Annotated in this window: 23 protein-coding genes and 1 pseudogene; 5 read left to right on the top strand and 19 right to left on the bottom strand. The window is 62.8% G+C overall.

Annotation, left to right across the window (positions count from 1 at the left end):
- Nucleotides 1-15 precede the first annotated feature (15 nt).
- Genes RCO31_RS16265 through dctP form a run of 3 tightly spaced genes read right to left on the bottom strand, consistent with a single transcriptional unit; the run spans nucleotide 16 to nucleotide 2,866 of the window.
- Nucleotides 16-1,317: a TRAP transporter large permease gene (locus tag RCO31_RS16265; protein ID WP_308969464.1), complete on the bottom strand. Its 1,302-nt coding sequence runs from the start codon at nucleotides 1,315-1,317 to the stop codon at nucleotides 16-18.
- Nucleotides 1,314-1,829 carry a TRAP transporter small permease subunit gene (locus RCO31_RS16260; RefSeq protein ID WP_308969463.1) on the bottom strand — a complete coding sequence of 172 codons (516 nt, stop codon included), beginning with the start codon at nucleotides 1,827-1,829 and terminating at the stop codon, nucleotides 1,314-1,316. Before RCO31_RS16260 ends, RCO31_RS16265 begins: the two co-directional genes overlap by 4 nt.
- 44 nt (nucleotides 1,830-1,873) lie before the next feature.
- Nucleotides 1,874-2,866, bottom strand: a complete 993-nt coding sequence (gene dctP / locus RCO31_RS16255) for a TRAP transporter substrate-binding protein DctP (protein ID WP_308969462.1) — start codon at nucleotides 2,864-2,866, stop codon at nucleotides 1,874-1,876.
- Nucleotides 2,867-2,984: 118 nt separating this feature from the next.
- On the opposite strand from dctP, the pseudogene RCO31_RS16250 reads away from it, so the two are divergent.
- The 3 genes and pseudogenes from RCO31_RS16250 to RCO31_RS16240 form a co-directional block, all read left to right on the top strand.
- Nucleotides 2,985-3,632: pseudogene (locus RCO31_RS16250) on the top strand (GntR family transcriptional regulator); the annotation flags it as partial.
- Nucleotides 3,633-3,704: 72 nt separating this feature from the next.
- Nucleotides 3,705-4,352 carry an FCD domain-containing protein gene (locus tag RCO31_RS16245; protein ID WP_308969501.1) on the top strand — a complete coding sequence of 216 codons (648 nt, stop codon included), beginning with the start codon at nucleotides 3,705-3,707 and terminating at the stop codon, nucleotides 4,350-4,352.
- Nucleotides 4,353-4,389: 37 nt separating this feature from the next.
- Entirely contained in the window at nucleotides 4,390-6,276 is a 1,887-nt protein-coding gene (locus tag RCO31_RS16240) for a TIM barrel protein (protein ID WP_308969461.1), read from the top strand.
- 44 nt (nucleotides 6,277-6,320) lie between these two features.
- Here RCO31_RS16240 and RCO31_RS16235 read toward each other — a convergent pair whose 3' ends face one another.
- Nucleotides 6,321-6,989: a glutathione S-transferase family protein gene (locus RCO31_RS16235; protein ID WP_308969460.1), complete on the bottom strand. Its 669-nt coding sequence runs from the start codon at nucleotides 6,987-6,989 to the stop codon at nucleotides 6,321-6,323.
- 69 nt (nucleotides 6,990-7,058) lie between these two features.
- On the opposite strand from RCO31_RS16235, the gene RCO31_RS16230 reads away from it, so the two are divergent.
- Nucleotides 7,059-7,655 (top strand): TetR family transcriptional regulator, encoded by a 597-nt coding sequence (locus RCO31_RS16230; protein WP_308969459.1) that lies wholly within the window; start codon nucleotides 7,059-7,061, stop codon nucleotides 7,653-7,655.
- A gap of 33 nt (nucleotides 7,656-7,688) precedes the next feature.
- On the opposite strand, the gene RCO31_RS16225 is transcribed toward RCO31_RS16230, so the two are convergent.
- The 10 genes from RCO31_RS16225 to RCO31_RS16180 form a co-directional block, all read right to left on the bottom strand.
- Nucleotides 7,689-8,336 (bottom strand): transglutaminase-like domain-containing protein, encoded by a 648-nt coding sequence (locus tag RCO31_RS16225; RefSeq protein WP_308969458.1) that lies wholly within the window; start codon nucleotides 8,334-8,336, stop codon nucleotides 7,689-7,691.
- Nucleotides 8,337-8,357: 21 nt separating this feature from the next.
- On the bottom strand, nucleotides 8,358-8,774 hold the full coding sequence (locus tag RCO31_RS16220) for a tautomerase family protein (RefSeq protein WP_308969457.1): 417 nt from the start codon (nucleotides 8,772-8,774) through the stop codon (nucleotides 8,358-8,360).
- A gap of 80 nt (nucleotides 8,775-8,854) precedes the next feature.
- The gene (locus tag RCO31_RS16215) at nucleotides 8,855-9,418 is read right to left on the bottom strand and encodes a TetR/AcrR family transcriptional regulator (protein ID WP_308969456.1); all 564 of its coding nucleotides are present in this window, start codon (nucleotides 9,416-9,418) and stop codon (nucleotides 8,855-8,857) included.
- 153 nt (nucleotides 9,419-9,571) lie between these two features.
- On the bottom strand, nucleotides 9,572-11,008 hold the full coding sequence (locus RCO31_RS16210; protein WP_308969455.1) for an NAD-dependent succinate-semialdehyde dehydrogenase: 1,437 nt from the start codon (nucleotides 11,006-11,008) through the stop codon (nucleotides 9,572-9,574).
- 160 nt (nucleotides 11,009-11,168) lie between these two features.
- Nucleotides 11,169-11,450 (bottom strand): hypothetical protein, encoded by a 282-nt coding sequence (locus tag RCO31_RS16205; protein WP_308969454.1) that lies wholly within the window; start codon nucleotides 11,448-11,450, stop codon nucleotides 11,169-11,171.
- A gap of 200 nt (nucleotides 11,451-11,650) precedes the next feature.
- Nucleotides 11,651-13,264: an ABC transporter ATP-binding protein gene (locus tag RCO31_RS16200; RefSeq protein WP_308969453.1), complete on the bottom strand. Its 1,614-nt coding sequence runs from the start codon at nucleotides 13,262-13,264 to the stop codon at nucleotides 11,651-11,653.
- Complete coding sequence (locus tag RCO31_RS16195) at nucleotides 13,261-14,073, bottom strand: ABC transporter permease (RefSeq protein WP_308969452.1); 813 nt, start codon at nucleotides 14,071-14,073, stop codon at nucleotides 13,261-13,263. The genes RCO31_RS16200 and RCO31_RS16195 overlap by 4 nt, the downstream gene beginning before the upstream one ends.
- Nucleotides 14,070-15,014, bottom strand: a complete 945-nt coding sequence (locus tag RCO31_RS16190) for an ABC transporter permease (RefSeq protein WP_308969451.1) — start codon at nucleotides 15,012-15,014, stop codon at nucleotides 14,070-14,072. Before RCO31_RS16190 ends, RCO31_RS16195 begins: the two co-directional genes overlap by 4 nt.
- A 23-nt stretch (nucleotides 15,015-15,037) precedes the next feature.
- Complete coding sequence (locus tag RCO31_RS16185; RefSeq protein WP_374991494.1) at nucleotides 15,038-16,552, bottom strand: ABC transporter substrate-binding protein; 1,515 nt, start codon at nucleotides 16,550-16,552, stop codon at nucleotides 15,038-15,040.
- Between the two features lie 53 nt (nucleotides 16,553-16,605).
- Nucleotides 16,606-17,766 (bottom strand): C45 family peptidase, encoded by a 1,161-nt coding sequence (locus RCO31_RS16180; protein WP_308969449.1) that lies wholly within the window; start codon nucleotides 17,764-17,766, stop codon nucleotides 16,606-16,608.
- A gap of 83 nt (nucleotides 17,767-17,849) precedes the next feature.
- Here RCO31_RS16180 and RCO31_RS16175 point away from each other — a divergent pair, with 83 nt between their 5' ends.
- Nucleotides 17,850-18,779, top strand: coding sequence for an FCD domain-containing protein (locus tag RCO31_RS16175; protein WP_308969448.1), 930 nt, complete (start codon nucleotides 17,850-17,852; stop codon nucleotides 18,777-18,779).
- 56 nt (nucleotides 18,780-18,835) lie between these two features.
- Here RCO31_RS16175 and RCO31_RS16170 read toward each other — a convergent pair whose 3' ends face one another.
- From RCO31_RS16170 to RCO31_RS16150, 5 genes are read right to left on the bottom strand one after another with little or no spacing between them, the layout of a single operon-like run.
- Nucleotides 18,836-19,810 (bottom strand): tripartite tricarboxylate transporter substrate binding protein, encoded by a 975-nt coding sequence (locus RCO31_RS16170; protein ID WP_308969447.1) that lies wholly within the window; start codon nucleotides 19,808-19,810, stop codon nucleotides 18,836-18,838.
- Nucleotides 19,807-20,685 carry an amidohydrolase family protein gene (locus RCO31_RS16165; protein ID WP_308969446.1) on the bottom strand — a complete coding sequence of 293 codons (879 nt, stop codon included), beginning with the start codon at nucleotides 20,683-20,685 and terminating at the stop codon, nucleotides 19,807-19,809. The genes RCO31_RS16170 and RCO31_RS16165 overlap by 4 nt, the downstream gene beginning before the upstream one ends.
- Nucleotides 20,682-21,941 carry a CoA transferase gene (locus RCO31_RS16160; RefSeq protein WP_308969445.1) on the bottom strand — a complete coding sequence of 420 codons (1,260 nt, stop codon included), beginning with the start codon at nucleotides 21,939-21,941 and terminating at the stop codon, nucleotides 20,682-20,684. Before RCO31_RS16160 ends, RCO31_RS16165 begins: the two co-directional genes overlap by 4 nt.
- Nucleotides 21,938-22,861 (bottom strand): CoA ester lyase, encoded by a 924-nt coding sequence (locus RCO31_RS16155; protein WP_308969444.1) that lies wholly within the window; start codon nucleotides 22,859-22,861, stop codon nucleotides 21,938-21,940. Before RCO31_RS16155 ends, RCO31_RS16160 begins: the two co-directional genes overlap by 4 nt.
- Nucleotides 22,858-23,823 (bottom strand): tripartite tricarboxylate transporter substrate-binding protein, encoded by a 966-nt coding sequence (locus RCO31_RS16150; protein ID WP_308969443.1) that lies wholly within the window; start codon nucleotides 23,821-23,823, stop codon nucleotides 22,858-22,860. The genes RCO31_RS16155 and RCO31_RS16150 overlap by 4 nt, the downstream gene beginning before the upstream one ends.
- Nucleotides 23,824-23,825 lie beyond the last annotated feature (2 nt).

The raw sequence follows: 23,825 nt of genomic DNA, 5'->3' as shown, positions 1-23,825 counted from the left end.
CTCTTCGGAACGCGATTATCCCTGATAGCCCATCAACCGCGGCAGCCAGAGCACCGTCTCCGGAACAAATGTGATGATCGCCAGCGCAACGAGCATCGCCCAGAGGAACGGCAGACATTCGCGCACGATGTCGCGCAAGGGCTCGCCGGAAATATTCGTCATGATGAACAGCAACAGGCCATAGGGCGGCGTGATGAGGCCAATCATGATGTTGACGACGACCACCACGCCGAAATGCACAAGATCGATGCCGAGCGCCTTGGCCGTCGGGATGAACACCGGCACAATGACAAGGAGAATTGCCGTTCCCTCGAGCACGCAGCCAAGCAGCAGCAGCACAACGTTGACGAGGATCAGGAATGCGGTCGGCGACAGCTCCCAGCCGGCGAGGATGCCGCGCAAGGTGTCAGGGATGTTTTCGGCGGTGACGACATAATTGAAGACCAGCGCACCGGCGATCAACATTCCGATCGACGCGGTGGAACGCGCGCTGACCGCAAGCGACTCGTACAAGCCTCGCAAGCTGACGCTGCGATAGAGCCCCGCTGAGACAATGAGCGCATAGGCCGCCGCAAGCGCGGCCGCCTCGGTCGGAGTCGTCGCGCCGCCATAGATGCCTCCGAGCAGCACGACCGGCATCAACAGCGATGGAAAGGCTTGCCAGGTGATGCGCGGCAGAGCGCGCAGGCCAACCGGCGGCTCGATCGGAAAGTTGCGCCGCCGCGCGGTGGTCGCAACGATGACCATCTGCGCCAACGCCATCAGCAGCCCAGGGATTACGCCACCGAGAAACAGATAGCCGATCGATGCGTTGGAGATGAGCGCATAAAGCACCATTGGGATCGACGGCGGAATGATCGGACCGATCACCGAGGAGGCGGCGGTCACCGCCGCCGCATAGCTTGCTGTATAGCGGCCACCGCGGGTCATCATTGCCTGCATCATGCGTCCTGAGCCGGCAGCGTCGGCGACCGCCGAGCCCGACATGCCCGCGAACATGATGCTTTGCAGGATGTTTACGTGCGCCAGGCCGCCACGGAAGCGGCCGACCAGGGCGTTACAGAATGTCAGAAGCCGGTCCGTCATGCTGCCGATGTTCATGAACTCCGCCGCAAGAATGAACAGCGGCACCGCCAGGATCACGTAATTGGTGTACATGCCGTTCAGCAGCTGCTCGGCGGCCGTCCCCATGTCCTGACCTGCGAGCAGGAGATAGAGGATCGAGCCTGCGATCATCGAATGGCCGATAGGCAGGCCTAGAAATGCAAGCGCTGTAATGGTGCAGATCGCGAGCGAGAACGGGCTTGCAAAGCTCATACGCCTGAGCTCGCTTTCGTCGGGTCGAACTCCTCGGGGGCGACGCCTCGCAAGGCGAGCCAGCCGAGCCAGAGATAGCGTATGATCACCGCGACGACGAAGACCACGTAGATCGAATACAGCCAGTCGAACCTGATCTTCAGATACGCAGTCTTCTCCACCTTCATGAAGCTCACATAATCGATGACGGCCGGTAGTGACACGCCGTAGAGCATGACCAGCGCAACAGCGGTGATAACGCACATGACCCGGCGCGCCCCGGGGCCGACGGCGCCATAGATGACGTCGAAACGGATCTCCTCGCGCTCGCGCACGACGAAGGCCGCACCAAACAACACCAGCCAGAGCCACAGGACGACGCTCAGCTCCTGGGTCCAGCCGATCGGAAAGTTCGCCACGTAGCGGAAGAATATCTGGATGATAAAAGCAACGAACATCGTTGCCAGCATGACGGCGGCGACGTTCTCGGCGCGGCGCGCCAGAAATCCCATCGATCGGACGATAGCAGACATCGATTACGGGCCCTCAAGCCGAGAACCGCCAGGCGCCGCGACGGCTACAACGCGTTGATCTTCTCCAGCATGCCTGCGGGCCAGCTCTTGGCGAGATCGGAAGCGAGGTACTTCTTCTGCGCGAACTCGCGGAACGCCTTGACGTCGGGCGTATAGACATCGAGGCCCTGCCCTTTAAAGAAGTCGACGAGTTCAGCCTCTTTCTTCAGGTGCTGCTCGGTGCTCCAGGCGATCGCCTTGTCGGCGGCAGCCTGGAATGCCGCCTGCTTCTGCGGCGTCATCGCATTCCAGACCTTGCTCGACACCGTCAAGAGATCGAAGCCGACGAGGTGTGCGGTCAGCACGATTTGTGAGGAGACCTCGTAGAACTTCATGTTCTGCACGTTCGGCAGTGGATTGTCCTGACCGTCGATCGCACCGCTCTGCAGGCCGGTATAGACCTCGGCATAGGCCATCGGTGTCGGATTGGCGCCGAGCGCTTGTCCAAGAAACTGCCAGGCGTCGCCGCCGGGCATGCGCAGTTTGATCCCGGCCAGGTCGACCGGTCCGTTGATTTTCTTCTTCGGCTTCAGCCCTACGTGGCGCACGCCGAAATAGGTCGGTCCGAGGATGCGAATCTTGAGCTGGTCCTCGGCCATCTTCGTCAGCTGCTGACCGACCTCGCTCGCAAAAACTTTCTTCAGATGCTCAGCGTCGCGGAAAAGATATGCGGAGCTGACGATCGACCAGGCCGGCACCTGGTTGGAGATGTCCTGCGGCGCAATGTTGCCCATCTCCAGGTTGCCGCGCTGGAGCGCCACGAGTTCGGTGCCCTGCTTGAATAGCATCCCGCCGTAGTGAGGTTGCAAGGTGAAGTCGCCCGCGATCTCCTCGGCAAAGCGCTTCATCATCTCCGCGCGTGTGTCCTGATCCGAGAACACGGCTGAGAAGCGCAGGACTTGCGGCGTTTGAGCCCTGACGCCAGTGCCCGCGGAGGCGAGGCCCACCAGAGCGGCAGTCCCCGTGATCAGGCGCCGCCTGTCGATCCGAACTGTCATTTGCCCGATCCTTTTTCGCGTCCATCCCTGTTTTTTGACGAACTATCTCCTCGGATATTAGTGAAATCAATAGCTGATTCAAAAATTCTATGATATTTTTGATTTTCTCAGGTGATTTATGAGCTTCGAACTTGTTGCCGCCTCCATCGCCGACCGGGCGTATGTCGACATTCGCTCGGACATCATATTCGGCCGTCTGTCGCCGAGCCGAAGGCTTCGGCTTGATGCTCTGGCCGCAACTTACGGCGCCAGCGTCAGCACCTTGCGTGAGATCCTCAGCCGGCTGTCATCCGAGGGACTCGTAGTTGCGGAAGGGCAACGCGGCTTTCAGGTGGCGGGCGTCTCGGCCGAGGGCTTTCAGGATATCGCTGCGCTGCGGCTGCTGCTGGAGACCTACGCGCTTCCCCTCTCCTTCGCTGCCGGCGATCTCGAGTGGGAAAGTCGCGTAGTTGCGGCCTACCACAAGCTTTCGCACATGGAAGGGCGCATGCTCGCGGGTGCGCAGGACCAGACCGAGCTGTGGAAGAGATACGATCGCGAATTCCATCGCACGCTGATCGAGGCCTGCGGATCGCAGACGCTGCTCGATCTCTACGATAGCGTGTTCGACCGTTATCTCCGTTACCAGATCGTCGCGGTCGTATTTCGCGGCGCCGCGGCGGCCGAAGAGCATCGGTTGCTGCGCGACTGCGCACTGGCCCGGGATTCCTCGCAGGCGTGCGTGGTCGTCACTCGTCACGTCAACGACTGCGTGGCGCACACCATTGACGGCTCACTGTTGCCGCAGGCATCTGTGCTTACCGGCGACGTCGGCGACGAGCGCGTTCCGGACGACCTTCTGTCGGTCGGCGAAAAGGCCTATCGCAGAATCCGGACCGACATCGTGTTCGGCCGGTTGCTGCCCGGCAAGAAGCTCAAGCTCGACGCGCTGAAATCAGACTACGGTGCCGGCATCAGCACGCTGCGGGAGATCCTCAGCCGCCTGGCGTCTGAGCGCCTCGTTGTGGCCGAGGGGCAGAAGGGGTTCGAGGTCGCGCCAGTTTCGGCGTCCAACCTGCAAGAGATCGCCACGCTTCGACAGTTGCTGGAGAGCCGCGCACTTGAGCAATCATTCCGCAGCGGCGACATGGAATGGGAGAGCCGGCTCGTCGCCGCCCACCATCGGCTCGCGCGCATGGAAGAGCGGATGGCTCAGGGTGACAGATCATGCGTCGAGCAGTGGAAACAGTATGATTGGCAATTCCATCAGGCGCTGATCTCGGCCTGCGGATCACGGATGTTGATCGAGACGCACGCGGCGGTGTTCGACAAATACCTGCGCTACCAGATGCTGGCGCTCAGTTACCGCGGCGACATCGCCGCGCACGAGCACACCTTGCTGAAGGAGAGCGCGATGGCCCGCGACGCGAGGGGGGCTGCAGAGGTGCTGAGCCGGCACGTATCGGGCGGCCTCGAGCATGCGCTGGCAACGGGAACGTTGCGGTAGGAGACTGTCACCCACGACGAGCAAGAGCAGCTAAAGCATGCGCACTGCAATCGCCACCGTCTGCCTGAGCGGCACTCTGCCCGAAAAGATCGACGCCATCGCCGCGGCGCGTTTCAAGGGTGTCGAGATCTTCGAAAACGACCTGCTTTCCTTCAACGGCAGGCCGCGAGATGCACGCCGCATGATCGAAGATCGCGGGCTCCAGACAGTCACGTTCCAGCCCTTTCGCGACTTCGAGGGCATGCCCGAGCCCCAGCGTTCGAAGGTGTTTGCGCGAGCAGAGCGGAAGTTCGACATCATGCAGGAGCTCGGCTGCGATCTGCTGATGGTGTGCAGCAACGTCGCGCCGGACTCGCTCGGCGGGATCGACCGGGCGGCCGCTGATTTTCATGCGCTCGGCGAGCTCGCGGCGCAGCGCGGCATGCGGGTCGGCTTCGAAGCATTGTCGTGGGGCCGGCACGTTCATGACTATCGCGATGCATGGGAGATCGTGCGGCGCGCGGATCACCCCGCGGTTGGTCTGGTCCTCGATTCCTTTCATGTTCTTGCGCGAGGCACCGACCTCTCGGCCATTCGTACCATTCCGAAGGATCGCATATTTCTGGTGCAGATGGCTGACGCACCAAAGCTGGACATGGATTACCTGTCATGGAGCCGCCATTACCGCTGCTTTCCCGGCCAGGGCGATCTGCCGATCGACGACTTCATGCTGGCCCTGAACGAGACCGGCTTCGACGGCCTGCTGTCGCTGGAGATCTTCAACGACCGCTTTCGCGCCGGCTCGACGCGAAGCGTCGCCATCGACGGCCAGCGTGCGCTGCTGGTGATGCTGGACGAACTGCGCCAGAAGACCGGCGCCGCTGTTGCGGGCCTCCCCTCGCTGCCGCCGAAGGCGCGCTGCAGCGGTGTCGAGTTCATCGAATTTGCAACGGACGCGCGCGCCAAGAACGCGCTCGAACAGACCTTGCAAGGTCTCGGCTTTATGAAGGCCGGAACGCATCGTTCCAAGGCGGTGACACGCTGGCGCCAGGGGGATGCCAATGTCGTCGTCAACGCCGAGACCGACGGCTTTGCGCACTCGTTCAATATCATGCACGGACTTTCCGTGTGCGCGCTCGCGCTTCGCGTCGACGATGCACAACGGACTGTTGCACGCGCGACGGCTTTGCTCGACCCGCCTTTCCAGCAGCCGGTCGCACCCGGCGAATTGAACATTCCGGCCGTCCGATGTCTCGGCGGCAGCCTGCTCTATTTCGTGGATCACAAGAGCGGGCTCGACCGCCTCTGGGACGTGGACTTCGAACCGGTCGTGTTGGATCCCGATTCCGGAACCGGACTCGAACGCGTCGATCACATCTCACAATCGATGCATCATGAGGAAATGCTCACCTGGCTCTTGTTCTACACCTCGCTGTTCGAAGCGCGAAAGACGCCGCTGCAAACCGTGTTGGATCCCGGCGGCATCGTCCAGAGTCAGGTCGTGGATGCCGGTAACGGCGGCCTTCGTCTCGTGCTTAATGCCTCACAAAGCCAACTGACGCAGTCGTCGCGTTTCCTAAGCGATTTCTTCGGCTCGGGTGTCCAGCACATTGCTTTTGGCACGCGCGACATCTTTGCAACCGTCGAACGGATAAAAGCAAACGGCGTGGATCTGCTTGCCATCCCGCAAAACTACTACGAAGATCTTGAGGTGCGCGTCGACCTGCCGCTGGAGACCATCGCGCGCATGCAGGCGAACAACATCCTTTACGATCGCGACGATGCAGGCGAGTACTTCCAGGCCTACACGCAAACGATCGAAGGCGGAATGTTCTTCGAGATCGTCGAGCGGCGGCACTATGCCGGCTTCGGCGCCATCAATGCGCCGATCCGCTTGGCCGCACAATCACGCCTCGCGCAGATCGCGACGCAGTTAGGTGTATGAGGGCCTGGCTCAGCGTCGGGCTCGCCAACTTTGCGAACCTACACTCACTGCAGCACCGATTGCCCCGCCAGCGCGTGGTTCTTGAGCCGGTTACCGGGCAGAAGATCATACGCGGCAATCCAGTCGGGGGTCTTGGCCAGTCTGTCCAGCCAGGCCGCTGTTGCGGGGTAATCCGCCGGCAAGTCAAATCCGTGCTCGTCTTTTGGGTAGGACAGGTACGACTGCATTGAAAGGTCCGCGATCGTCAGGGATCTGCCGACGGCAAAATCGTTCTTTTCAAAGCGTCGTTCGAGGACACTCAGAAAATCCTCGATGCGCTTTTTCAGGAAATGCAGTTCCTGCGGCTCGGGATTGGGCGTGAAGGCCCGCTTGTACCGATAGGTCGCAACGTAACCACTCAGCTTGTGGTTATCCCAGAACAACCAGCGCAGGATGGCGAATTTCTCTTCGTCGCCCTGCCCGCCAAAGCGGCCGTACCGATCTGCGAGGCGAAGCAGGATCGGAGCGCTTTGGGTCAATTTCCGCCCATCCTCTTCGAGCACCGGGATCTCGCCCATCTGGTTGACCCGCTCGCGCCATTCATTCGTCCAGGTCACACCACTGCCAAAGTCGGTCCACACCGGCTCGAACGGCTGCCCGCAGAGCCGCAGCATCAAGCCCACCTTGTAGCTATTGCCGGATTCCGGGAAATAGTGGAGACGATAGCTCGGCATGCTTTCACTCCCATCAGAACATATGTTCTGAATTACAGAACATTTGTTCTTTGTCAAGGGCGCAGAAAAGTGCGTAAAAAAACTGCCAGGACGGAACGAGACTCGGGCGTTCAGGATACCGTGGTCCTCGCGACGCTGAAGGTCATCGGCAGAATGGGCCTCGCGGGAGTGACCCATCGCGCCGTCGCCGACGAAGCAGGACTCTCGCTCGGCGCCGTCACCTATTACTGCCGGACGCGCGACGATCTGGTAGATGCAGCCCTGCAATCCGCCGTCGACCGCGAAGCGCGCCGACTGGAGGCTCTGTCCGCAAGGCTCAAGCAGGACGACTTCACCACCGCCCCCCAATGGATTGAGCATCTGGGTCGGTGGTATGCGGACGAGCTCAAAGACAATGCGGACGTGCATCTTGCCTGCTACGAGGCGTTTCTGGCTGCGGCCCGGTCCGAAAAGCATCAGCAAAAGGTCGCCGCCCTGCAGCAGGCCTGGGAGAGAACCGCTGAGGTCGCGTTGACCGCGGCCGGAATATCAAGCGCCGCGGACCGCGCCGGCATCTTCGTCGCCGCGCTGATGGGCATTCTCCTCGAAGAACTCGCCCTGCCCCGGCGCGGAACGTTCGCGCGTGTCAGCAGCAAGCTGACGCGGCTGATCGAAGGATGGACTTGACCGTCCGGTGGCCATCCTTGCCGAGCATATCGGCTAAAGGCTTCCGGCCCGAATGGCGGCGTACGCGCGGGGATACATCCTCACCATTTCAGCAGCCAGAAATCGCGCAGGCACATCATGAAACCTGCCGTGCAGCTTGTCGTAACTCATGAACATTTGCCCAATGCCGTCGTAGGGCTGAAGATAAGCATCTGACCTGCCGTCGAATTCGAGCGGCAGGACATTCATCCGTTTGCAAAGCGGCGCATCAAAGGTCGGACTTACCTTCAACCAGAATCCGTCAACGAGGGCTTCCGCGTAGCCGTGCCAGGCGAAAACGGCCCCCTCCATCAACTCCAGAGTTCTGGCCGTCGCCAGATGATTGGTAACATCGGCAAACGCAAGACGCGCGGGTATGCCGGCTGCCCTTGCAAGCGCCGCAAAGGCTGACGCCTTGGCGACGCAATAACCTCTGCCTTCCGCAAGCACGGTGCTTGCCTTGAATGAATCGAGACGGTCGAAGTCCGGAGCGCCATAGGACAGATCCCGCACGTGGTAGAACAAGCGTCGAACGACCGTCGCAGGATCTCGCACCGCTCCAGCCAGTCGCGCTGCTGTCTGCAGCACCAGCGGATGATCGCTATCCACATACTCCGCCGGAGCGAGATAAACCTTGTGAGTGTCGGTTACGCGCACCACCATCAGGCTCTTCCGGCAAGACCGTTAGTATGGGGACGGTTTGTTCTCTGCAATCCAGCGTTTCTCGTGCTCGCTGTTCGGAGGCGGCGGCCTCAGTCCCTGGATGGACCAAAGGTCGAATGGCGTCTCGTCGATATGGTACTCCCAGTCCAGTCCGCGATCGCGCACAAAGGGCGCGAGAGCTTCCTCGACCATCCCTATCCACCTGGCCTTGATCTCGTCGTTGGCGAACGTTCGCGCGATGTGATCGACCCAGATACGAACAAAGCGATCGGCAGGCTCGCCACCGACGAAGAAGCTGTCCTTGTCGACCTCCTGGAAAACGATGCCGACATAGAACTTCGGCAGAACCGGATAGAGTCGCGTAATGCGCTCCGACAGTTCCTTCTTGTCCGGCGGAGAGAACGCATCCTTCGGGTGATAGATCTTCCACAGCGGCATCTGACTGCTCCATTGTCTAATGATGATGTATATCATCATTACGTGCAAGCGTAAACGGCTCGTCGCGAGGTGCCGAGAATTTACTTGCTGTCGACGTCCGACAAGCAGGCCTTCAGGTTCGTCCTGAGCAGCTCCGACGCCAGCGGATCGTCGTTCGGGACCGCGCGCGAAAGCATGAGCGCACCGACCATGCGCGCGACCAGGCCGACGGCTTTCGCCCGCGCCGTCTTCCTGTCGCCGTCGAGCCCCGCGGCGATTGCATCGATCATGCCGTCCAAACCGGCCGAAAAGGCTTCCTTGACCTGTGGCGGCTGGCGCGCCACATCGCCCGCGAGCGCGGCTGCAGGACAGGCCTTGCCCGGTGCATTGCGAGCAGCTTCGGAAAGATAGGCGCGCAGGAGCTGCGGCAGATCCCTCGCGCGCGATCGTTCACGCGCCATATCAGCCCAGGCACTATCAAGTGCCCGACGAACCAGATCTTCCTTGGACGAAAAGTGATTGTAGAAACCGCCATGGGTGAGGCCGGCGGCCTCCATCACCTCGCCGACGGCGACACCATCGAAGCCGCGTGAGCGGAATAGCTCCGACGCCGCGGTCAAGACTCGTTCCCTGTTCTGCAGGGCCTCTTCGCGGCTAATTCGCATTTCCACCTCCTTGGACGAGCGCTCCAATGATGAAGTATATCATCATTGGAGAATGTTTACGCTCGAACCAAGGACTGGTGTCGTGATCGAATCCGAAGTTCGCTCTGGGCTCGCTGCAAACTTCGGATTCGGGACACTGGCTGCCGACGGCGCTCAGGACGCCGACTGCGTAATGTATTTGATGTTGAGGTAACCCTCGAGCGCCTCGGTGCCACCTTCCGAACCGTAGCCGGAATCCTTGATGCCGCCGAACGGCACCTCGGGCAGGGCCAGCGGTGCGCCGTTGATCGCGAGCATGCCGCTCTCGATCACGGAGCCAAGGGCTGTTGCGGTCTTGGTCGAGCCGGTGAAAGCATAGGACGCCAGGCCATACGGCAGGCGATTGGCCTCAACCTCGACCTCCTCGAAGGAGGAGAACGGCGAGATCAGCGCCAGCGGACCAAACGGCTCCTCGTTCATGGCCCGCGCATCCTTCGGCACGTCGGTGATCACGGTCGGCTCGAAGAAGTAGCCCTTGTTGCCGATGCGGGCGCCACCCGCCTTCAGCTTTGCACCCTTGGCGACGGCGTCCTGAACCATGCCCTCGATCGCCTGCACGCGGCGCGGATTGGCGAGCGCGCCCATCTTGGAAGCCGCATCCAGGCCGTTGCCGACCTTCACGGCCTTGGTGCCTTCCACGAACTTGTCGACAAACTCGTTGTAGACCTTGTCCTGCACCAGCATGCGGGTGGGTGACACGCAGACCTGCCCGGCGTTGCGATACTTCGCACCCGAAAGGACCGCGGCCGCCTTGGTGACGTCGGCGTCGTTGAAGACGATTGCCGGTGCATGGCCGCCGAGCTCCATCGTCGCCCGCTTCATGTGCAGCCCGGCGAGTGCGGCGAGCTGCTTGCCGACACTGGTCGATCCGGTGAACGAAATCTTGCGGATGATCGGATGCGGAATGAGATACTCGGAAATCTCAGCCGGCACGCCGTAGACGAGATTGATGACGCCCGCAGGGATGCCGGCGTCAACAAACGCGCGGATCAGTTCGGCAGGCGAGGCCGGTGTCTCTTCCGGCGCCTTGACGATGATCGAACAGCCGGAGGCCAGCGCTGCGGACAGCTTGCGCACCACCTGATTGATCGGGAAATTCCACGGTGTGAACGCCGCCACCGGGCCAACCGGCTCGCGCAACGACAGCTGGTAGACGCCGGGTGCACGCGGCGGAATGACCCGGCCGTAAGTGCGCTTGCCCTCCTCCGCCATCCAGTCGATCACATCGGCACCGGCGAGCGTCTCCATTTTCGCCTCGGCCAGCGTCTTGCCCTGCTCCTGCACCATGAGCGGCGCAATGTGGTCGGCTCGCTCACGCAAGATGTCGGCGGCCTTGCGCATCAGCTTGGCCCGGTCGAACGGCGCCACCGCGCGCCAGGCCTTGAAGCCGGCGGCCGCCGCCTCCAGCGCCTCGTCGAGATCCGCCTTGTCCGCATGTGCGACAGTGCCGATCGTCTCTTCGGTCGCTGGATTGAGAATGGCAATGCTCTTGCCGGACTTGCTGCCGCGCCATGCGCCGTTGATGTGCAGCAATACGTCTGGATAGGTCACGCTCGTCTCCTTCAAAAACTTGGGGGGCGCATCCTTTTAGAACACTTGGGCCGTGCGCGCCATCCGCGCTTCAAATGATCCGCGTTATCCGGTCAGCGAGACACTTTAAGAGGACGCGGTTGTTGGAACCACATGTGTCCGTGTCGCGTCTGCCGCGCAATCACTTCGGTTGATCGGACGACCCACGATCCAGCGAGACGGATTTCAGCGCCGCCTTCCGTTGTTGCTTCCACATTCCGTAAGGTGCGAAAATATAGCCGAGCATCGCCCATCCGATCATCCAGGTGATTGCGAGCCATTTCGGCAATTCCACCAGTTCTCCCAGTCCCGCCGGGACGAACATTCCGGCAACCCACACCAGAACGAACGCGAGCGCCCTCACCCAGCCATGGGTCCGGACGTAAACCCAATAGGCTCGCAGATACTCACGAAAATCCCGCATTTTGATCACACTGGTTGTGGCTTGCGCGCCGTTTGATGAAGACGAACACTGCCTGCCCCCATCCAGGAAGCCGGACAGCCGGCGTTCAATACCCGGGAATCAGGGTGCGATCCAATATCGGGTGCTCGCTGGCCCGCTTTACGACGCCGTATCTCGCCTCACCAACGAGAAGACCACATCGCCTCATGCATCCATGCAATCTAGGCGCGCACGCGCTGCTCGTCGGGCTTACCGAAATCCAGCACCGGCGCAGCCGCCAGCAGCGCCTTCGTGTAGTCGTGTTGCGGGCGGTCGAAGATGTCGTCGCGCGATCCTTGCTCGACGATGCGGCCGCCTTGCATCACGACCACGCGGTCGGCGACCTGCTCGACGGCGGCGAGATCGTGGCTGATGAACAGACAGGCGAATCCGTACCGGACCTGCAGCCGCTCGAACAGCTTCAGCACCTGCGCCTGGATCGTCATGTCGAGCGCGGAAACCGGTTCGTCCGCCACCACGAACAGTGGATCACGCACGATGGCGCGCGCGATCGCGATGCGCTGGCGCTGGCCACCTGAGAGTTCATGCGGCCAGCGGCCGCCGAAACCGGCGAGCCCGACCTCGTCCAGCATCCTGTCGACGCGCTTCGCGCGATCGCCCGCCGAAAGCCCGGTCACGTGCCGCAGCGGTTCGGCTACGATATCGCCGACGCGCATGCGTGGATCGAGCGAGGAATAGGGATCCTGAAACACGAGCTGCGACGACAGCCGAAAATCCCTGTCGGCCACCGCCGGAACATCCTTGCCGCGAAAGCGGACTTGTCCTGCTGCCGACGGAATAAGCCTCAACATCGCGCGACCGAGCGTGGTCTTGCCCGAACCGCTGCCACCGACCACGGCGACCGTCTCGCCCGCATGAATGTCGAGGTCGACGCCATCGACCGCGCGCATCCCGGGTTTGCGTTGGAAGAAGCGCCGGCGTCCGCCGAATTCGACCTTGAGGCCGCTGACGCTCATCAGCAGTTCGCCGGCCGATCGCCGAACCGCGCCGGTCGTGCGCCGCGGCAGCGCCTCGACAAGCTGGCGGGTGTAGACCTGTTGCGGCGCTGAAAGGATCTGCCGTGCGGCGCCGGTTTCAACCAGCCTGCCTTGCTGCATAACGACGGCGCGCTGCGCATAACGAGCGACCAGACCAAGGTTGTGGGTGATCAGCACGACGGACGTGCCGTGGTCGCGCGCAAGATCCACCATCAGATCGAGCACCTCGCGTTGCGTCAGCGTATCGAGCGCCGTCGTCGGCTCATCTGCAATCAGGAGCTTCGGCTTCAGGAGCATGACCGAAGCGAGCATGATGCGCTGTCGCATGCCGCCGGAGAATTCGTGCGGATAGGCATCGAAGGTGTGAGCCGGATCGCGAATCTGCACGCGCGCCAGCATGTCGAGGCAACGCGCCCTGATCTCCTGCCGCGGAAGGCGCAGATGCAGGCTGAGACCTTCCGCCATCTGCCGGCCGACGCTGATCGCCGGATTGAGCGAAACCATCGGCTCCTGGAACACCATACCGACCGCCGGTCCGCGCAACGCCCGCAAGTGCTTGGGCGAGACCTTCGCGAGATCTTTGCCATCGAGCACGATGCGGCCGCTCACCCGGCGCAGACCCGGCGGCAACAGGCCGAGCACGGCGCGCGCCGCCACCGTCTTGCCGCTGCCGGATTCGCCGACGACAGCCAGGAATTCGCCGGAGCGAATCTGGAAGGAGACGTCATCAACGACCGCTGCCCCGGTCCGTTCGACCTCGATGCGCAGGCCTTCGATATCAAGCAGAGGTGCGGTCATCCGTGTGCCATCCGCGGATCGAGGCGATCGCGCAGCGAGTCACCGAGCAGGTTGATGCCGAGCAACGTCAGCGCAATACAAAGTCCCGGCGCGATGCTGAGCCAGGCGGCGCTCTCCATGTACGGCCGGCTTGACGCCAGCATGTTCCCCCAGGTCGGAGCTGGAGGCGGCACGCCAAGGCCGAGGAAGCTGAGTGCGCTCTCCGCCAGCAGAACCCAGCCGAACATGCTGGTCGCCAGCACGGCAACCGGTGCCAGGCTGTTCGGCAGGACATGACGCGCCATCGAGTAGAATTCGGAATTGCCGATCACGCGGGAGGCTTCGATGTATTCCTTCTCGCGGATCGACAACACCGTGCCGCGCACGACACGTACGACCGACGGAATGTAGGCAAGCCCCAGCGCCAGCACGATGCCAAACTTGTTTGCGCCGACCACGATCATCACGCCGAGCGCCAGGAGAATGCCCGGAAAGGCGAGCAGTGCGTCGTTCACGGCCATGATGACGCGGTCGGTCCAGCCGCGCACGTAGCCGGTGACGACGCCCAGTGCGGCGCCGATCACGACCGCAAAAGCGACCGTGAGAAACGCGACGGTGACGCTTGTGCCGGCACCGGCCATCGTCCGGCTCAGAACATCACGACCGAACTCGTCAGTACCGAGCCAATAGAGCGCCGAAGGCGGCTGCAACCGTGCGCGAAGATTGACACGCAGCGGGTCGAATGGGGTCCAGAATGCCGCAGTCACTGCGGTCGCGACCAGAACGCCGATCAGGAAGCCGCCGATCGCGGTGTTGGCGCGTATCTTCATTCCGCAGCCACCCGTGGATCGAACAACGGATAACAGAGATCGACGATCAGGTTGACGACGACGTAGATCGCCGCCGTGAACAGCAGACAGCCCTGCACCACCGGATAGTCGCGCGCGAAAATCGAGTCGACGAGCAGGCGGCCGAGGCCCGGAAGCGTGAAAACCGTCTCGATCACCGCGATGCCGCCCAGCAGATTGCCAAGCACGAGACCGATCAGCGTCCAGGTCGGCGCGAACGCATTGGGCAGGACGTGGCGCCCAAGCACCAGCCATTCAGGCACACCCTTGGCGCGTGCATGCGTGACGTATTCGAGCCGCAGCACCTCGATCGAAGCGGCGCGGGCCATGCGGGCGAGAACGCCGATCTCGATCATCGTCAGCGTCGCGATCGGCAGCAGCACGAAGGCCAGAGCCTGGCCAAAGTTTTCCGTGAACGGCACGTAGCCGATCACCGGCAGCCACTTGAGCTTCAGTCCGAACAGGAGCAGCAACAGCAAGCCGAGCCAGAAACTGGGAATCGACAGAAGCAGCGTCGCTCCGCCGACGACCGCAAGATCAGTGACGCTGTTTTGTCGCCACGCGGCGATCAGGCCGGCCGGCACGGCGATCAGGGTCGCGATGGCGACGGAAACCAGAACGATGGTGGCGCTCACCTGGAAGCGCTCCAGGATCAGCGGCAGCACCGCAAGGCCATTGGTGATCGAATGGCCGAGATCGCCGGCAACGACTTTGCCAAGCCAATAGACGAACTGCACCGCAATGGGTTGGTCGAGACCGAGCTGCTGCTTCAGCAGCTCCGCTTGTGCCGGATCAACGGTGTCGCCGAGCATCACCTGCACCGGATCGCCAGGGATCAGCCGGACCAGCGTAAACACTGCAATCGCCACCAGAAGCAGCGTCGGAACGGTCATCGCGAGGCGTTTGGCGAGGTACCCTAGCATCGGCGACGTCCCCACTGTCTAAATCATTGCAGGCTCACACCCCAGAAGCGCGGCTGCGGAAACAGCCAGCCGGCATAGCCCTTCACGTTGTTGCGAAGCGCTGCGAGCTCGGAGCCGTTGTACAGCACGATCATCGGCACATCGGCGATGAAGCGGCGATGCAGCTCGTCGAACAGCGACTGCCGCTTCGCGGCATCCAGCGTCAACATCGACTCGCGTAGCAGCTCATGCGCCTGCGGGTTGTCCCAGACCTTGCGCGGCTGGGTCGCCTTCGGTCCGGTCAGCATCTCGAAGCTGAGCGAAGGGTCGAGGCGTGCCGAATAGACAAACGCCATCGCCTGGTAGTCGCCCTTGTTGTAGCGGTCGAGCTGCGTGGCCCAGTCAAGCACCTCGATGTCGATCTTGAGGCCGACGGCCTCCGCCATCGCCTGCACAAGAACAGCGGAATCGAACACGTTGGTGTAGCGCTTGTTGGCGATCATCTTGATCGGCTGGCCCTTGTAGCCAGCCTCAGTGAGCAGCCGCTTGGCCTCCGCGATGTTCTGCTTGTAGCCCTCCGCCTGCACTGCACCATAGAAGGGACTGCCGAGCGGCAGCGCGGAATTGTTGGGGCGCGCGGTGCCGTGCGTGATCACGTCGACGATCTCCTTGGTGTCAAGGCAGAGCGCCAGTGCGCGGCGGATACGAACGTCCCGCAGCAGCGGATCGGTCGTTTGCATCAGGATGCCGGTGAGGCCGAGCGCCGGCGTGATGCTGAGCCGAACGTCATTGCGCCCCTTCAGGTCGTCAAGGTCAGGGACCGACAGGCTGGCAACGACGTCGAGCGAGCCGCTCAACAGGCCGGCCTTGGCGGCGGAACTGTCCGGGATGAAATTGAAACGAACCCTGTCGACCTCCCCCGTCTTGGCGCCGGTATAACCGTCGCGCGCCTCGGTGCGAGACGAATAATCGTTGAAGCGGACAAGCTCGATGTATTGGCCGCGTTTCCATTCACCGAACTTGAACGGGCCGGTCCCGACCGGCGCGACCCATTTGCCGTCAGGGCCGACCGAGTCGCGATGAATGATCGCGGTCTGTCCGCAGTCCGGTCGCGCCAGCGTGCCGAGGAACAGCGCCGTCGGCTGATCGAGCTTGATCACTACGGTTTGGGGATCGACCGCGTCGACAGCTTCGATCTTGGCAAAGCCCTTGCCGTTCAGCTCCGTCAGGCAGCGCCACTGCGTCGCCGGATCGAGCCAGCGCTTGAATGACCAGACCACGTCGTCCGCGGTCATCGTCGCCCCATTGTGAAACTTGACGCCGGAGCGCAGGCGAAACGTATAGGTCTTCCCGTCCTCGGAGATCGTCCAGCTTTCCGCCAGCATCGGTCCGATCGAGGTGTCCTCGCGAAACGCGACCAGCCCCTCGACCATATGGGCGACCACGCCGTCGGTATTGGCATCACGGTTGGTGCCCGGATCGGTGGAGCGGATGTCAGCGTTCATGCGCGTGCGCAGCGTACCGCCGCCGGCCTCAGCCGGCGCTGCGACGAAGCCCATCAGAGCCAACGTCAATCCGGCGGCAAGGTTCGCAGCGAGCCGGTCGATACGCCTCATGAGGCCCTCGCAACGGTTTGCTGATCGGCGGCCGACCGGGCTGCATCCGAGCCGTCCAGACGATAGGTGGTGAACTGCCGGTTCAATGCCGGTAAAGGCGCCACCTCCATGATCCCGCGCTGCGGCTCCATCAGGATCATCGCAACCGTGGCGCTGAGATTATTGCTGAGGTTGCGCCGCGGCGGACGGCAGACCGACCACGGGCTCGCGAAATCGTCGAACAACGCGGTCTTGACCGTGTCGAGCGTGATCGCGCCAAGGTGCGGCTGAAGCAGGTCCCGCACGCGGATGTCGCGGTAGAGGCTATCCGGCGTGTTGAGGATGCCGGTGTCCTTGAGCTTGCCGAGTGCAACCGGGCTGACGAAATGATTGGCGTGCACCAGCAGTCCGCGGTCGGGATGCACCTGGAATGTCTCGTCGGGCGCACATTCGAAGTCGATCGCCACTCCTTCGCAATGGCTGACGATCATGTTGTTGGCCGCCGATTTCTGCGTGCAGTAGACCGTGCGCATGGCGATGGCCAGATGCTCGCTCTCCAGCACCTTGCGACGGATCAGCGCGAGTGGCACGCCGACCTGGCGGTAGTCGCGATCGGATTCGAGGTAGTTCGCGGTGATGGCGATGCCGACCGCATTGAAGCCGCAGCGACCGAGTGCGCCGGCCTCGGTGAAGGTCATGAGATCCGGCCCGTCGTCACGACGGACCTTGAGCACCACGGCTGTTTCGGCGCATTCGCGCTTCCAGTCCCAGTTCTGGGCATGGATCAGCCGGCCGCCCTGCGTTGCCTGCGGCAGAACGACGACACCCGTGCATCCGTCCGGATCTTCCTTCGCGGCAAGGCGCGCGCGGACTTCAGGTTTCGCCAGCTTGATGATTTCGGTGCGCGCATTCAACAGCACGATGTCTTCGAACGGAATCGCCGCACCCTCGGCGATCCCGTGCATCTCTTCGATGTAGGTCGGCTCGAACGCCTCGATCACCGGAAGATACTCGCGCACCAGGACGGCAATGCCGTCACGGTCGAGCGATAGTTCCTTGAGCTGAGCCACGTAGTGCAGCGTGCCTTTTCGGATCCGGTCGGCGGCCTGGCGGCCGTACTGCCGGCCACGCTCGCGCGGAGCTCCGGAAATCTCGATCAGCGGAAACGGTTCAACCATCGGTAGCCCCCTTCGCTTGCACGCGCATCGACGCTAATGTATTTTGTAATGACATGAAACAAAAATTTTTGCGCCCGAGACAATTGCCCCCCAGCCCGCTTCAGCACGAGCTTTCGGCGCGCATTCTCGATTTCATCAGCAAGGAGAAACTCGAACCCGGCACGCGGCTCGGAGAGGTCGCTCTGGCCGAGCGACTGCATGTGTCGCGCACACCGGTGCGCGCCGCGCTCAGGCTGCTTGGCCACCGCGGACTGATCCGGCCGGGAGAGCGACGGGGGTATTTCGTCGCGAACGGCGCGCCTGCGGAACACAAGGTTGCGCGGCGTCCGACAGTGACAGATGTCGACCGCCTGTTCCTTGCGATCGCCCGTGACCGCCGCGCCGGCAAACTTCCTCTTGATGTCTCGGAACGCGATCTGATGCAGCGATATGCTGCCACGCGTCCGATCGTTCAACGCGTTCTGACGAGATTATCCGAGGTGGCGGCCGTCCAGCGAAAGCCGGGACACGGCTGGCGTTTTCTGCCGACGATCTCCGATCCGCAGGCGCGGGCGGAGAGCTATCGCTACCGGCTTCTCATCGAACCGGCGGCGCTGTTGGAGCCGGGCTTCCACTGCGATCCGGCGTGGATCGCCGAGATGCGCCGTCAGCACGAAGAGATGATGGCGATGCCATGGAGCGACACCGCCAGCATCGCCCTCTACGAAATGAATGCCACGTTCCACGAAGGACTGGCCGCCGCTTCCGGCAATCGCTACCTGCTGGTTGCGGTTCAGCAGCAGAACCGGCTGCGCCGCTTCGGCAACTACGACTGGACGTTCGGCCACGAACGCGTCGTCACCAACTGCCGCGAGCATCTTGAAATTCTCAAGCAGATCGAGGCGAAAAACCAGGCGACTGCAGCCCGTCTGATGCGCCGTCATCTCGAGAGCGCGGCAAAGCTGAAACGCCCGGCGGCAAACGTCGCCGCCGGGCAACAGGGTCATCGATCAGGGCGCAGGACATCTCGATAGCCGGGTCCCATCCGGGCTCCGAACAGTCATCAACGACGGCGAGCCGCCCCCTCGTCTCAATCGACCGTAATGTTGCGGGCCTTCACCACCGATGCCGCACGCGCGATTTCGGTCTGCACGAACTTGCTGAACTCCTCAGGTGTGCTGCCGACGGGCTCGAGTCCCAGCTTCTCCAGGTTCGTCTTGAGGGCCGGGTCGGCGACGGCCGCCGCGATATCCTTGGCGAGACGTTTAACAACATCCGCAGGCGTGCCCTTCGGAACGAACACCCCATTCCATTCCTGCGACACGAAGTTCGGAAGGCCGCTTTCGATCAGCGTCGGCACGTCGGGCAGCAGCGGCGAACGCTTGGCGGAGCCGATCGCAAGCGCGGGCAGCGAGCCGGACGCCACATGGCCGAGGGTCGATGCGGTGTTGCCGAAGTAGCTCGACACGCGTCCACCCATGACGTCATTGAGCGCGGGAGCGCCACCCCGATATGGCACGTGCAGCAGATCCAGCTTCGCCAGTTCATTGAGCGTTTCTCCGGCCAGATGTGAGGCCGTGCCCGGTCCTGCGGATGCGAAGCTGAGCTTGCCGGGATTTTTGCGTGCATAATCGAGGAACTCGGCCATCGTCTTGTAAGGCGATGACGGAGACACGACCAGAATGTTGGGAGCGATCACGACCAGCGAGACTGGAACGAAGTCCGCCTGCGCATCGAACGGCAGCTTGCGCATCGCCGGATTCACGGCAAAGGCCGATGCGTCCAGGAGCACGGTGTAGCCGTCCGGCACCGCCTTGGCGACAACATCCGCACCGATCGCACCGCCCGCGCCGCTGCGATTATCGACGATCACCTGCTGGCCGAGCGAAACGCTCAGGCGCTGCCCGATGATGCGCGCGACGTTGTCAGCGCCGCCGCCCGCCGCATAAGGCACGATCATCCGGATCGGCTTGTCGGGATAATCGGCCAGCACAGGCGAGACCATGCACGCTGCCGATATGGCGAGAGCCATGACAGAGAAAGTCTTCACAAGTCTCGCCTTCACGAGATGTCTCCTTCGGTTTTGGGAAAGTCATAGAGTCGGGCCGGGTTCTCGACCAGGATGCGACGGCGCGTTGCCTCGTCGTCAGCCCAGCGGCCAAGAAGATCCAGCAGCTCTGCGTCGTCCGGCTTTGTCTGCTCGGTGGAATGCGGCCAGTCGCTGCCCCAGACGAGGCGCTCCGGCGCCAATCGAACCCAGGCTCGCGCGACGTCGTCGAGGTCGCGGTATCCGCCTTCCGGACCCACCTGCGAATCCAGGTAGGCTCCGGACAGTTTGATCCACGCGCGGTCGCGTTCCAGCAGCCGGCGCACCACATCGAATACCGGATGGCGGATGCCGTCCGTCACAGGCAGGCGAGCGAGGTGATCGAACACGATGGTCGTCGGCAGCCGCTGGAGCAGCTCCGCATGATCGACGATCTGCGCTGCGGTCCAGTGAAGCTGGACGTGCCACCCGAGTTCGTGCACGCGCTGTGCCAGCGGCTCGACCATGGTAAAGTCCGTCACCTGGCGCTCGGGTGTAAAGAGCGTGAAACGGATGCCGCGGATTCCGCCGTCATTCATCGACTGCAGCTGCGCGTCGCTTACATCCGGACGCAGCACGGCTATGCCGCGTGTCCGGTCCGGGCCGAGCCGTTCGATGGCGTCGAGCGTCACGCGATTGTCCGTGCCGTAGATACGCGGCGTCACCACCACTGTGCGCGCGGTCCCCAGGCGATACTGGATCCGCAGGTAGTCGCCGGCGGTCCCGCGATCGACCATCGGCCCGTCGAATGCGAAACGCGCGTCATAGACATGCATGTGCGCGTCGCAGGCGACGCGGGGAACGGAAACGACAGGGCGCCGCGCGCCGGACGAATTGGCGTATGGGCCGGTCACCCCGCCTGTCCCGCTTTCGCAGCGGGGCCTCCGCGAACGACACCGGAAGCGACCAGCTCGGCATACGCCGCGTCGTCAATTCCGATCTCGGTCAGCAGCTCGCGGTTGTGCTCTCCCAAAGCGGGCGCGGGGGTCCGTATGCAGCCCGGCGTGCCATCGAGGCGCGGCACGACGTGATGCATCGGCAGCGAGCCCATATCCGGATCGGGGTAGTCGGCAATGACCTCGCGCGCGATGAAGTGCGGGTCGGCCAGAATCTGCTCGGTATCGTAGATCGGGCCGATGGTCACTTCCGCGGCTTCGAAAAAAGCGACGTTCTCTACCTGCGTTCGCTCGGCGATGAAGCGACCTATGATGGCGTCCAGCTCTTCGGCATTCTTGACGCGATCGGCATTTGTGCGAAAGCGCGCATCCTCGATCAACTCCGGACGGCCGATCGAATGCAAGAGACGCTCGGCCATCTTCTGGGTCGATCCGGAGAGGCTGACATACCGTCCGTCCTTGCACCGGTAGGCATTGCGAGGCGCAGAGTTGGTGGATCGACTGCCGGTGCGCGGCTTGACCTTGCCCGTCAGGCGATAGTTCGCGGCTTGCGGGCCCAGAATCCCAAACAGCGGATCAAGCAGCGGCAGGTCGATCACCTGCCCTCGCCCGCCCCGCACTTCGGCTTCCCGCAGCGCGATCATCGCTGCCGTCGCCCCGTAAAGGCCGGCGATCCCGTCGGCCAGATACATCGGCGGAAGGACCGGCTCCCGGTCAGGAAAACCGTTGATCGCCGCAAAGCCGGAGATGCCTTCAATGACGGTGCCGAAACCGGGCCGTTGGCTGTAAGGCCCGTCCTGGCCCCAACCGGACACGCGCATGATCACGAGCTTTGGATTGAGCTTGAGCAAGGTCTCGGGGCCGAGGCCCATCTTCTCGAGCACGCCCGGCCGGAAGCTTTCGACCAGAAGATGCACTGATGGAACGAGCGCCTTGAGGATATCCGTTGCACGCGGACTTCTCAGGTCGAGGCACAGGCTCTTCTTGTTGCGCGCATAGATCTTCCAGTGCGTGCTGACGCCCTCGGTCTTCCAGGCGCGTAGCGTGTCGCCCTCCGGCGGCTCGACCTTGATCACCTCGGCACCGAAGTCTCCAAGGACCTGAGTGCAGACGTTCCCGGCAAACAGGCGCGAGAGATCGAGGATGCGGACACCGTCCAGCGTTCCGCGATCTCCGGCGCGATAATCCCGCTTGTGAAGTGTGGTGTCAGTCATTTCGATTGACGTCCTTCTCCGATAAGACTTCGCTGATGCTGCTCGTGCAGCGCAACGACCGCTCGCGCACTGACGAGGAACGGCTCGTCGATCATCCGGCCGTCGACTACAAAGGCGCCGACACCTTGTTCCGCCGCTTCGCTTGCGGCAGCCAGGATACGTCGCGCCTGCTCGACTTCGGCAGGACGCGGCACGAAGCAGGCGTTGGCGATCGGCACCTGCGAGGGATGGATGCAGCTCTTGCCCGCAAATCCAAGCCGCTGCGCCGCCTCGCACTCCGCGCGAAACAGGTCCGGCTCGGCGACGCCCGCAAAGGCGCCGTCATAGGCAGGAACTTTGGCCTCCGCCGCAGCAAGACGAACTGTCACGCGAACATGGTTCAACGCATGAAGATCGCGCCGATCGATGGCGAACGGTTCGAACAGGTCGGCGTAGCCGATCTGAAGTCCGACGACGCGCTCGCTCGCAGTTGCTATCTCCGCCGCCATTCGCAGGCCCTTTGGCGTCTCGATGTTCGCAAGGAGGCCGATCGGCCTCGCAATGTCTGCCGCAGCCTCCCGCCGATCGAGAAGCCTGGCAGCCTCGCGAACCTCATCGGCGCTCTCGACCATCGGCAGATTGATGATATCGAGACCAGGCTGGACGACGGCCTGCAAGTCTTGCTCGAACAACCCGCTCGACCAGCCGTTGACCCGAACGACGATCACCTTCGACGCCGCACGGGATTGCAACCACGCCGCCACGGCTCTCCTGGCGTCGGCCTTGCGGTCGGATGCGACCGCATCTTCGAGATCGAATGACAGCGCGTCCGCCGCAGAAGCCGCTGCCTTTGCGAAGAGCCCCGGACGCGACCCCGGCACGAACAGCTTGCTGCGCATCAATGGCGGCACGGCGGTCCCTCGATCGCGGGCCGCAGTCATTGCTTCAGAAGTCCGACGTCCTGGAGCGCGCCTTTCATCATCGCCTGCTGCTCCTTCAGGAACGCAGCGAACCCCTCTGAGGACCGGTAGGCATCGAGCCAGCCATACTTCTCAAGCGTGCTCTTCCAGGTCGGTGTGGCGACCATCTTTTCGATCGCAGCGCTCAATTCCTTCTTTTCCGCATCCGTCGCGTGCTTCGACGCCATCAACCCGCGCCAGGTGCCTATGGCGACGTCGACGCCCTGCTCCTTGAGAGTTGGCACGTCGAGGCCCGCCAGACGCTCGGGCGAGGACACAGCCAGCGCCCGCAGCTTGCCGGACTTGATCTGCGATGCGAGCTCCGGCACTCCGCCGACGCCCACCGTCACGTGGCCGCCCAGGATCGACGCCAACTGTTCGCCGCCACCGGGATAATGAATGCCGTTGAGCTTACCGGGATCCGCGCCCACCGCCTTGGTGAACTGTCCCGCAATCACGTGGTCGATGCCGCCGGCGGAGCCGACGCCCCATCGCACCGTCGCGGGATTCGCTTTCACCTTCGCGGCGAGGTCGGCCACGCTCATCACGTCCGATTTCGCCGGCACGACCACCACGCTGTATTCGCGCAGCAGCAGCGCGAGAGGAAATGCATCATCGAGTGAGACCGGTGCCTTGTTGGTCAGGATTGCGCCGACGGTGGTGACGCCGATCATGAGCAAACTTGCGCCCGGCTTTTTCGACGAGACGAACTGGGCGAGACCTACGGTGCCTCCGGCTCCCGGAACGTTGACGACCTGGATGCCTTTGGCGAGGCCGTTTTGCAGCAGCGCTTCCTGCACGGCCCGAGAGGTCTGATCGAAGCCGCTGCCCGGATTGGCTGGCGCTATGATCTCGAGACCGTTGATCTCAGCCCTGGCCGACGTGGCTGCGATTGCGAGACCAGCAAATGCGCACAGAACGGCGCGACGACGCGTGAATGTCATGA

It is taken from the genome of Bradyrhizobium sp. LHD-71 (assembly GCF_031157255.1).
In the GTDB taxonomy this organism is placed as follows: domain Bacteria; phylum Pseudomonadota; class Alphaproteobacteria; order Rhizobiales; family Xanthobacteraceae; genus P52-10.
This window is presented reverse-complemented; position numbering and strand designations above follow the sequence as displayed.

Bases quoted from the DNA above. Each gene is read 5' to 3' on its own strand.
- RCO31_RS16265 (WP_308969464.1), bottom strand. From the start codon at position 1,317: ATGAGCTTTGCAAGCCCGTTCTCGCTCGCGATCTGCACCATTACAGCG.
- RCO31_RS16260 (WP_308969463.1), bottom strand. From the start codon at position 1,829: ATGTCTGCTATCGTCCGATCGATGGGATTTCTGGCGCGCCGCGCCGAG.
- dctP (WP_308969462.1), bottom strand. From the start codon at position 2,866: ATGACAGTTCGGATCGACAGGCGGCGCCTGATCACGGGGACTGCCGCT.
- RCO31_RS16240 (WP_308969461.1), top strand. From the start codon at position 4,390: ATGCGCACTGCAATCGCCACCGTCTGCCTGAGCGGCACTCTGCCCGAA.
- RCO31_RS16235 (WP_308969460.1), bottom strand. From the start codon at position 6,989: ATGCCGAGCTATCGTCTCCACTATTTCCCGGAATCCGGCAATAGCTAC.
- RCO31_RS16225 (WP_308969458.1), bottom strand. From the start codon at position 8,336: ATGGTGGTGCGCGTAACCGACACTCACAAGGTTTATCTCGCTCCGGCG.
- RCO31_RS16220 (WP_308969457.1), bottom strand. From the start codon at position 8,774: ATGCCGCTGTGGAAGATCTATCACCCGAAGGATGCGTTCTCTCCGCCG.
- RCO31_RS16215 (WP_308969456.1), bottom strand. From the start codon at position 9,418: ATGCGAATTAGCCGCGAAGAGGCCCTGCAGAACAGGGAACGAGTCTTG.
- RCO31_RS16205 (WP_308969454.1), bottom strand. From the start codon at position 11,450: ATGCGGGATTTTCGTGAGTATCTGCGAGCCTATTGGGTTTACGTCCGG.
- RCO31_RS16200 (WP_308969453.1), bottom strand. From the start codon at position 13,264: ATGACCGCACCTCTGCTTGATATCGAAGGCCTGCGCATCGAGGTCGAA.
- RCO31_RS16195 (WP_308969452.1), bottom strand. From the start codon at position 14,073: ATGAAGATACGCGCCAACACCGCGATCGGCGGCTTCCTGATCGGCGTT.
- RCO31_RS16190 (WP_308969451.1), bottom strand. From the start codon at position 15,014: ATGCTAGGGTACCTCGCCAAACGCCTCGCGATGACCGTTCCGACGCTG.
- RCO31_RS16185 (WP_374991494.1), bottom strand. From the start codon at position 16,552: ATGGGCTTCGTCGCAGCGCCGGCTGAGGCCGGCGGCGGTACGCTGCGC.
- RCO31_RS16180 (WP_308969449.1), bottom strand. From the start codon at position 17,766: ATGGTTGAACCGTTTCCGCTGATCGAGATTTCCGGAGCTCCGCGCGAG.
- RCO31_RS16160 (WP_308969445.1), bottom strand. From the start codon at position 21,941: ATGACTGACACCACACTTCACAAGCGGGATTATCGCGCCGGAGATCGC.
- RCO31_RS16155 (WP_308969444.1), bottom strand. From the start codon at position 22,861: ATGACTGCGGCCCGCGATCGAGGGACCGCCGTGCCGCCATTGATGCGC.
- RCO31_RS16150 (WP_308969443.1), bottom strand. From the start codon at position 23,823: ATGACATTCACGCGTCGTCGCGCCGTTCTGTGCGCATTTGCTGGTCTC.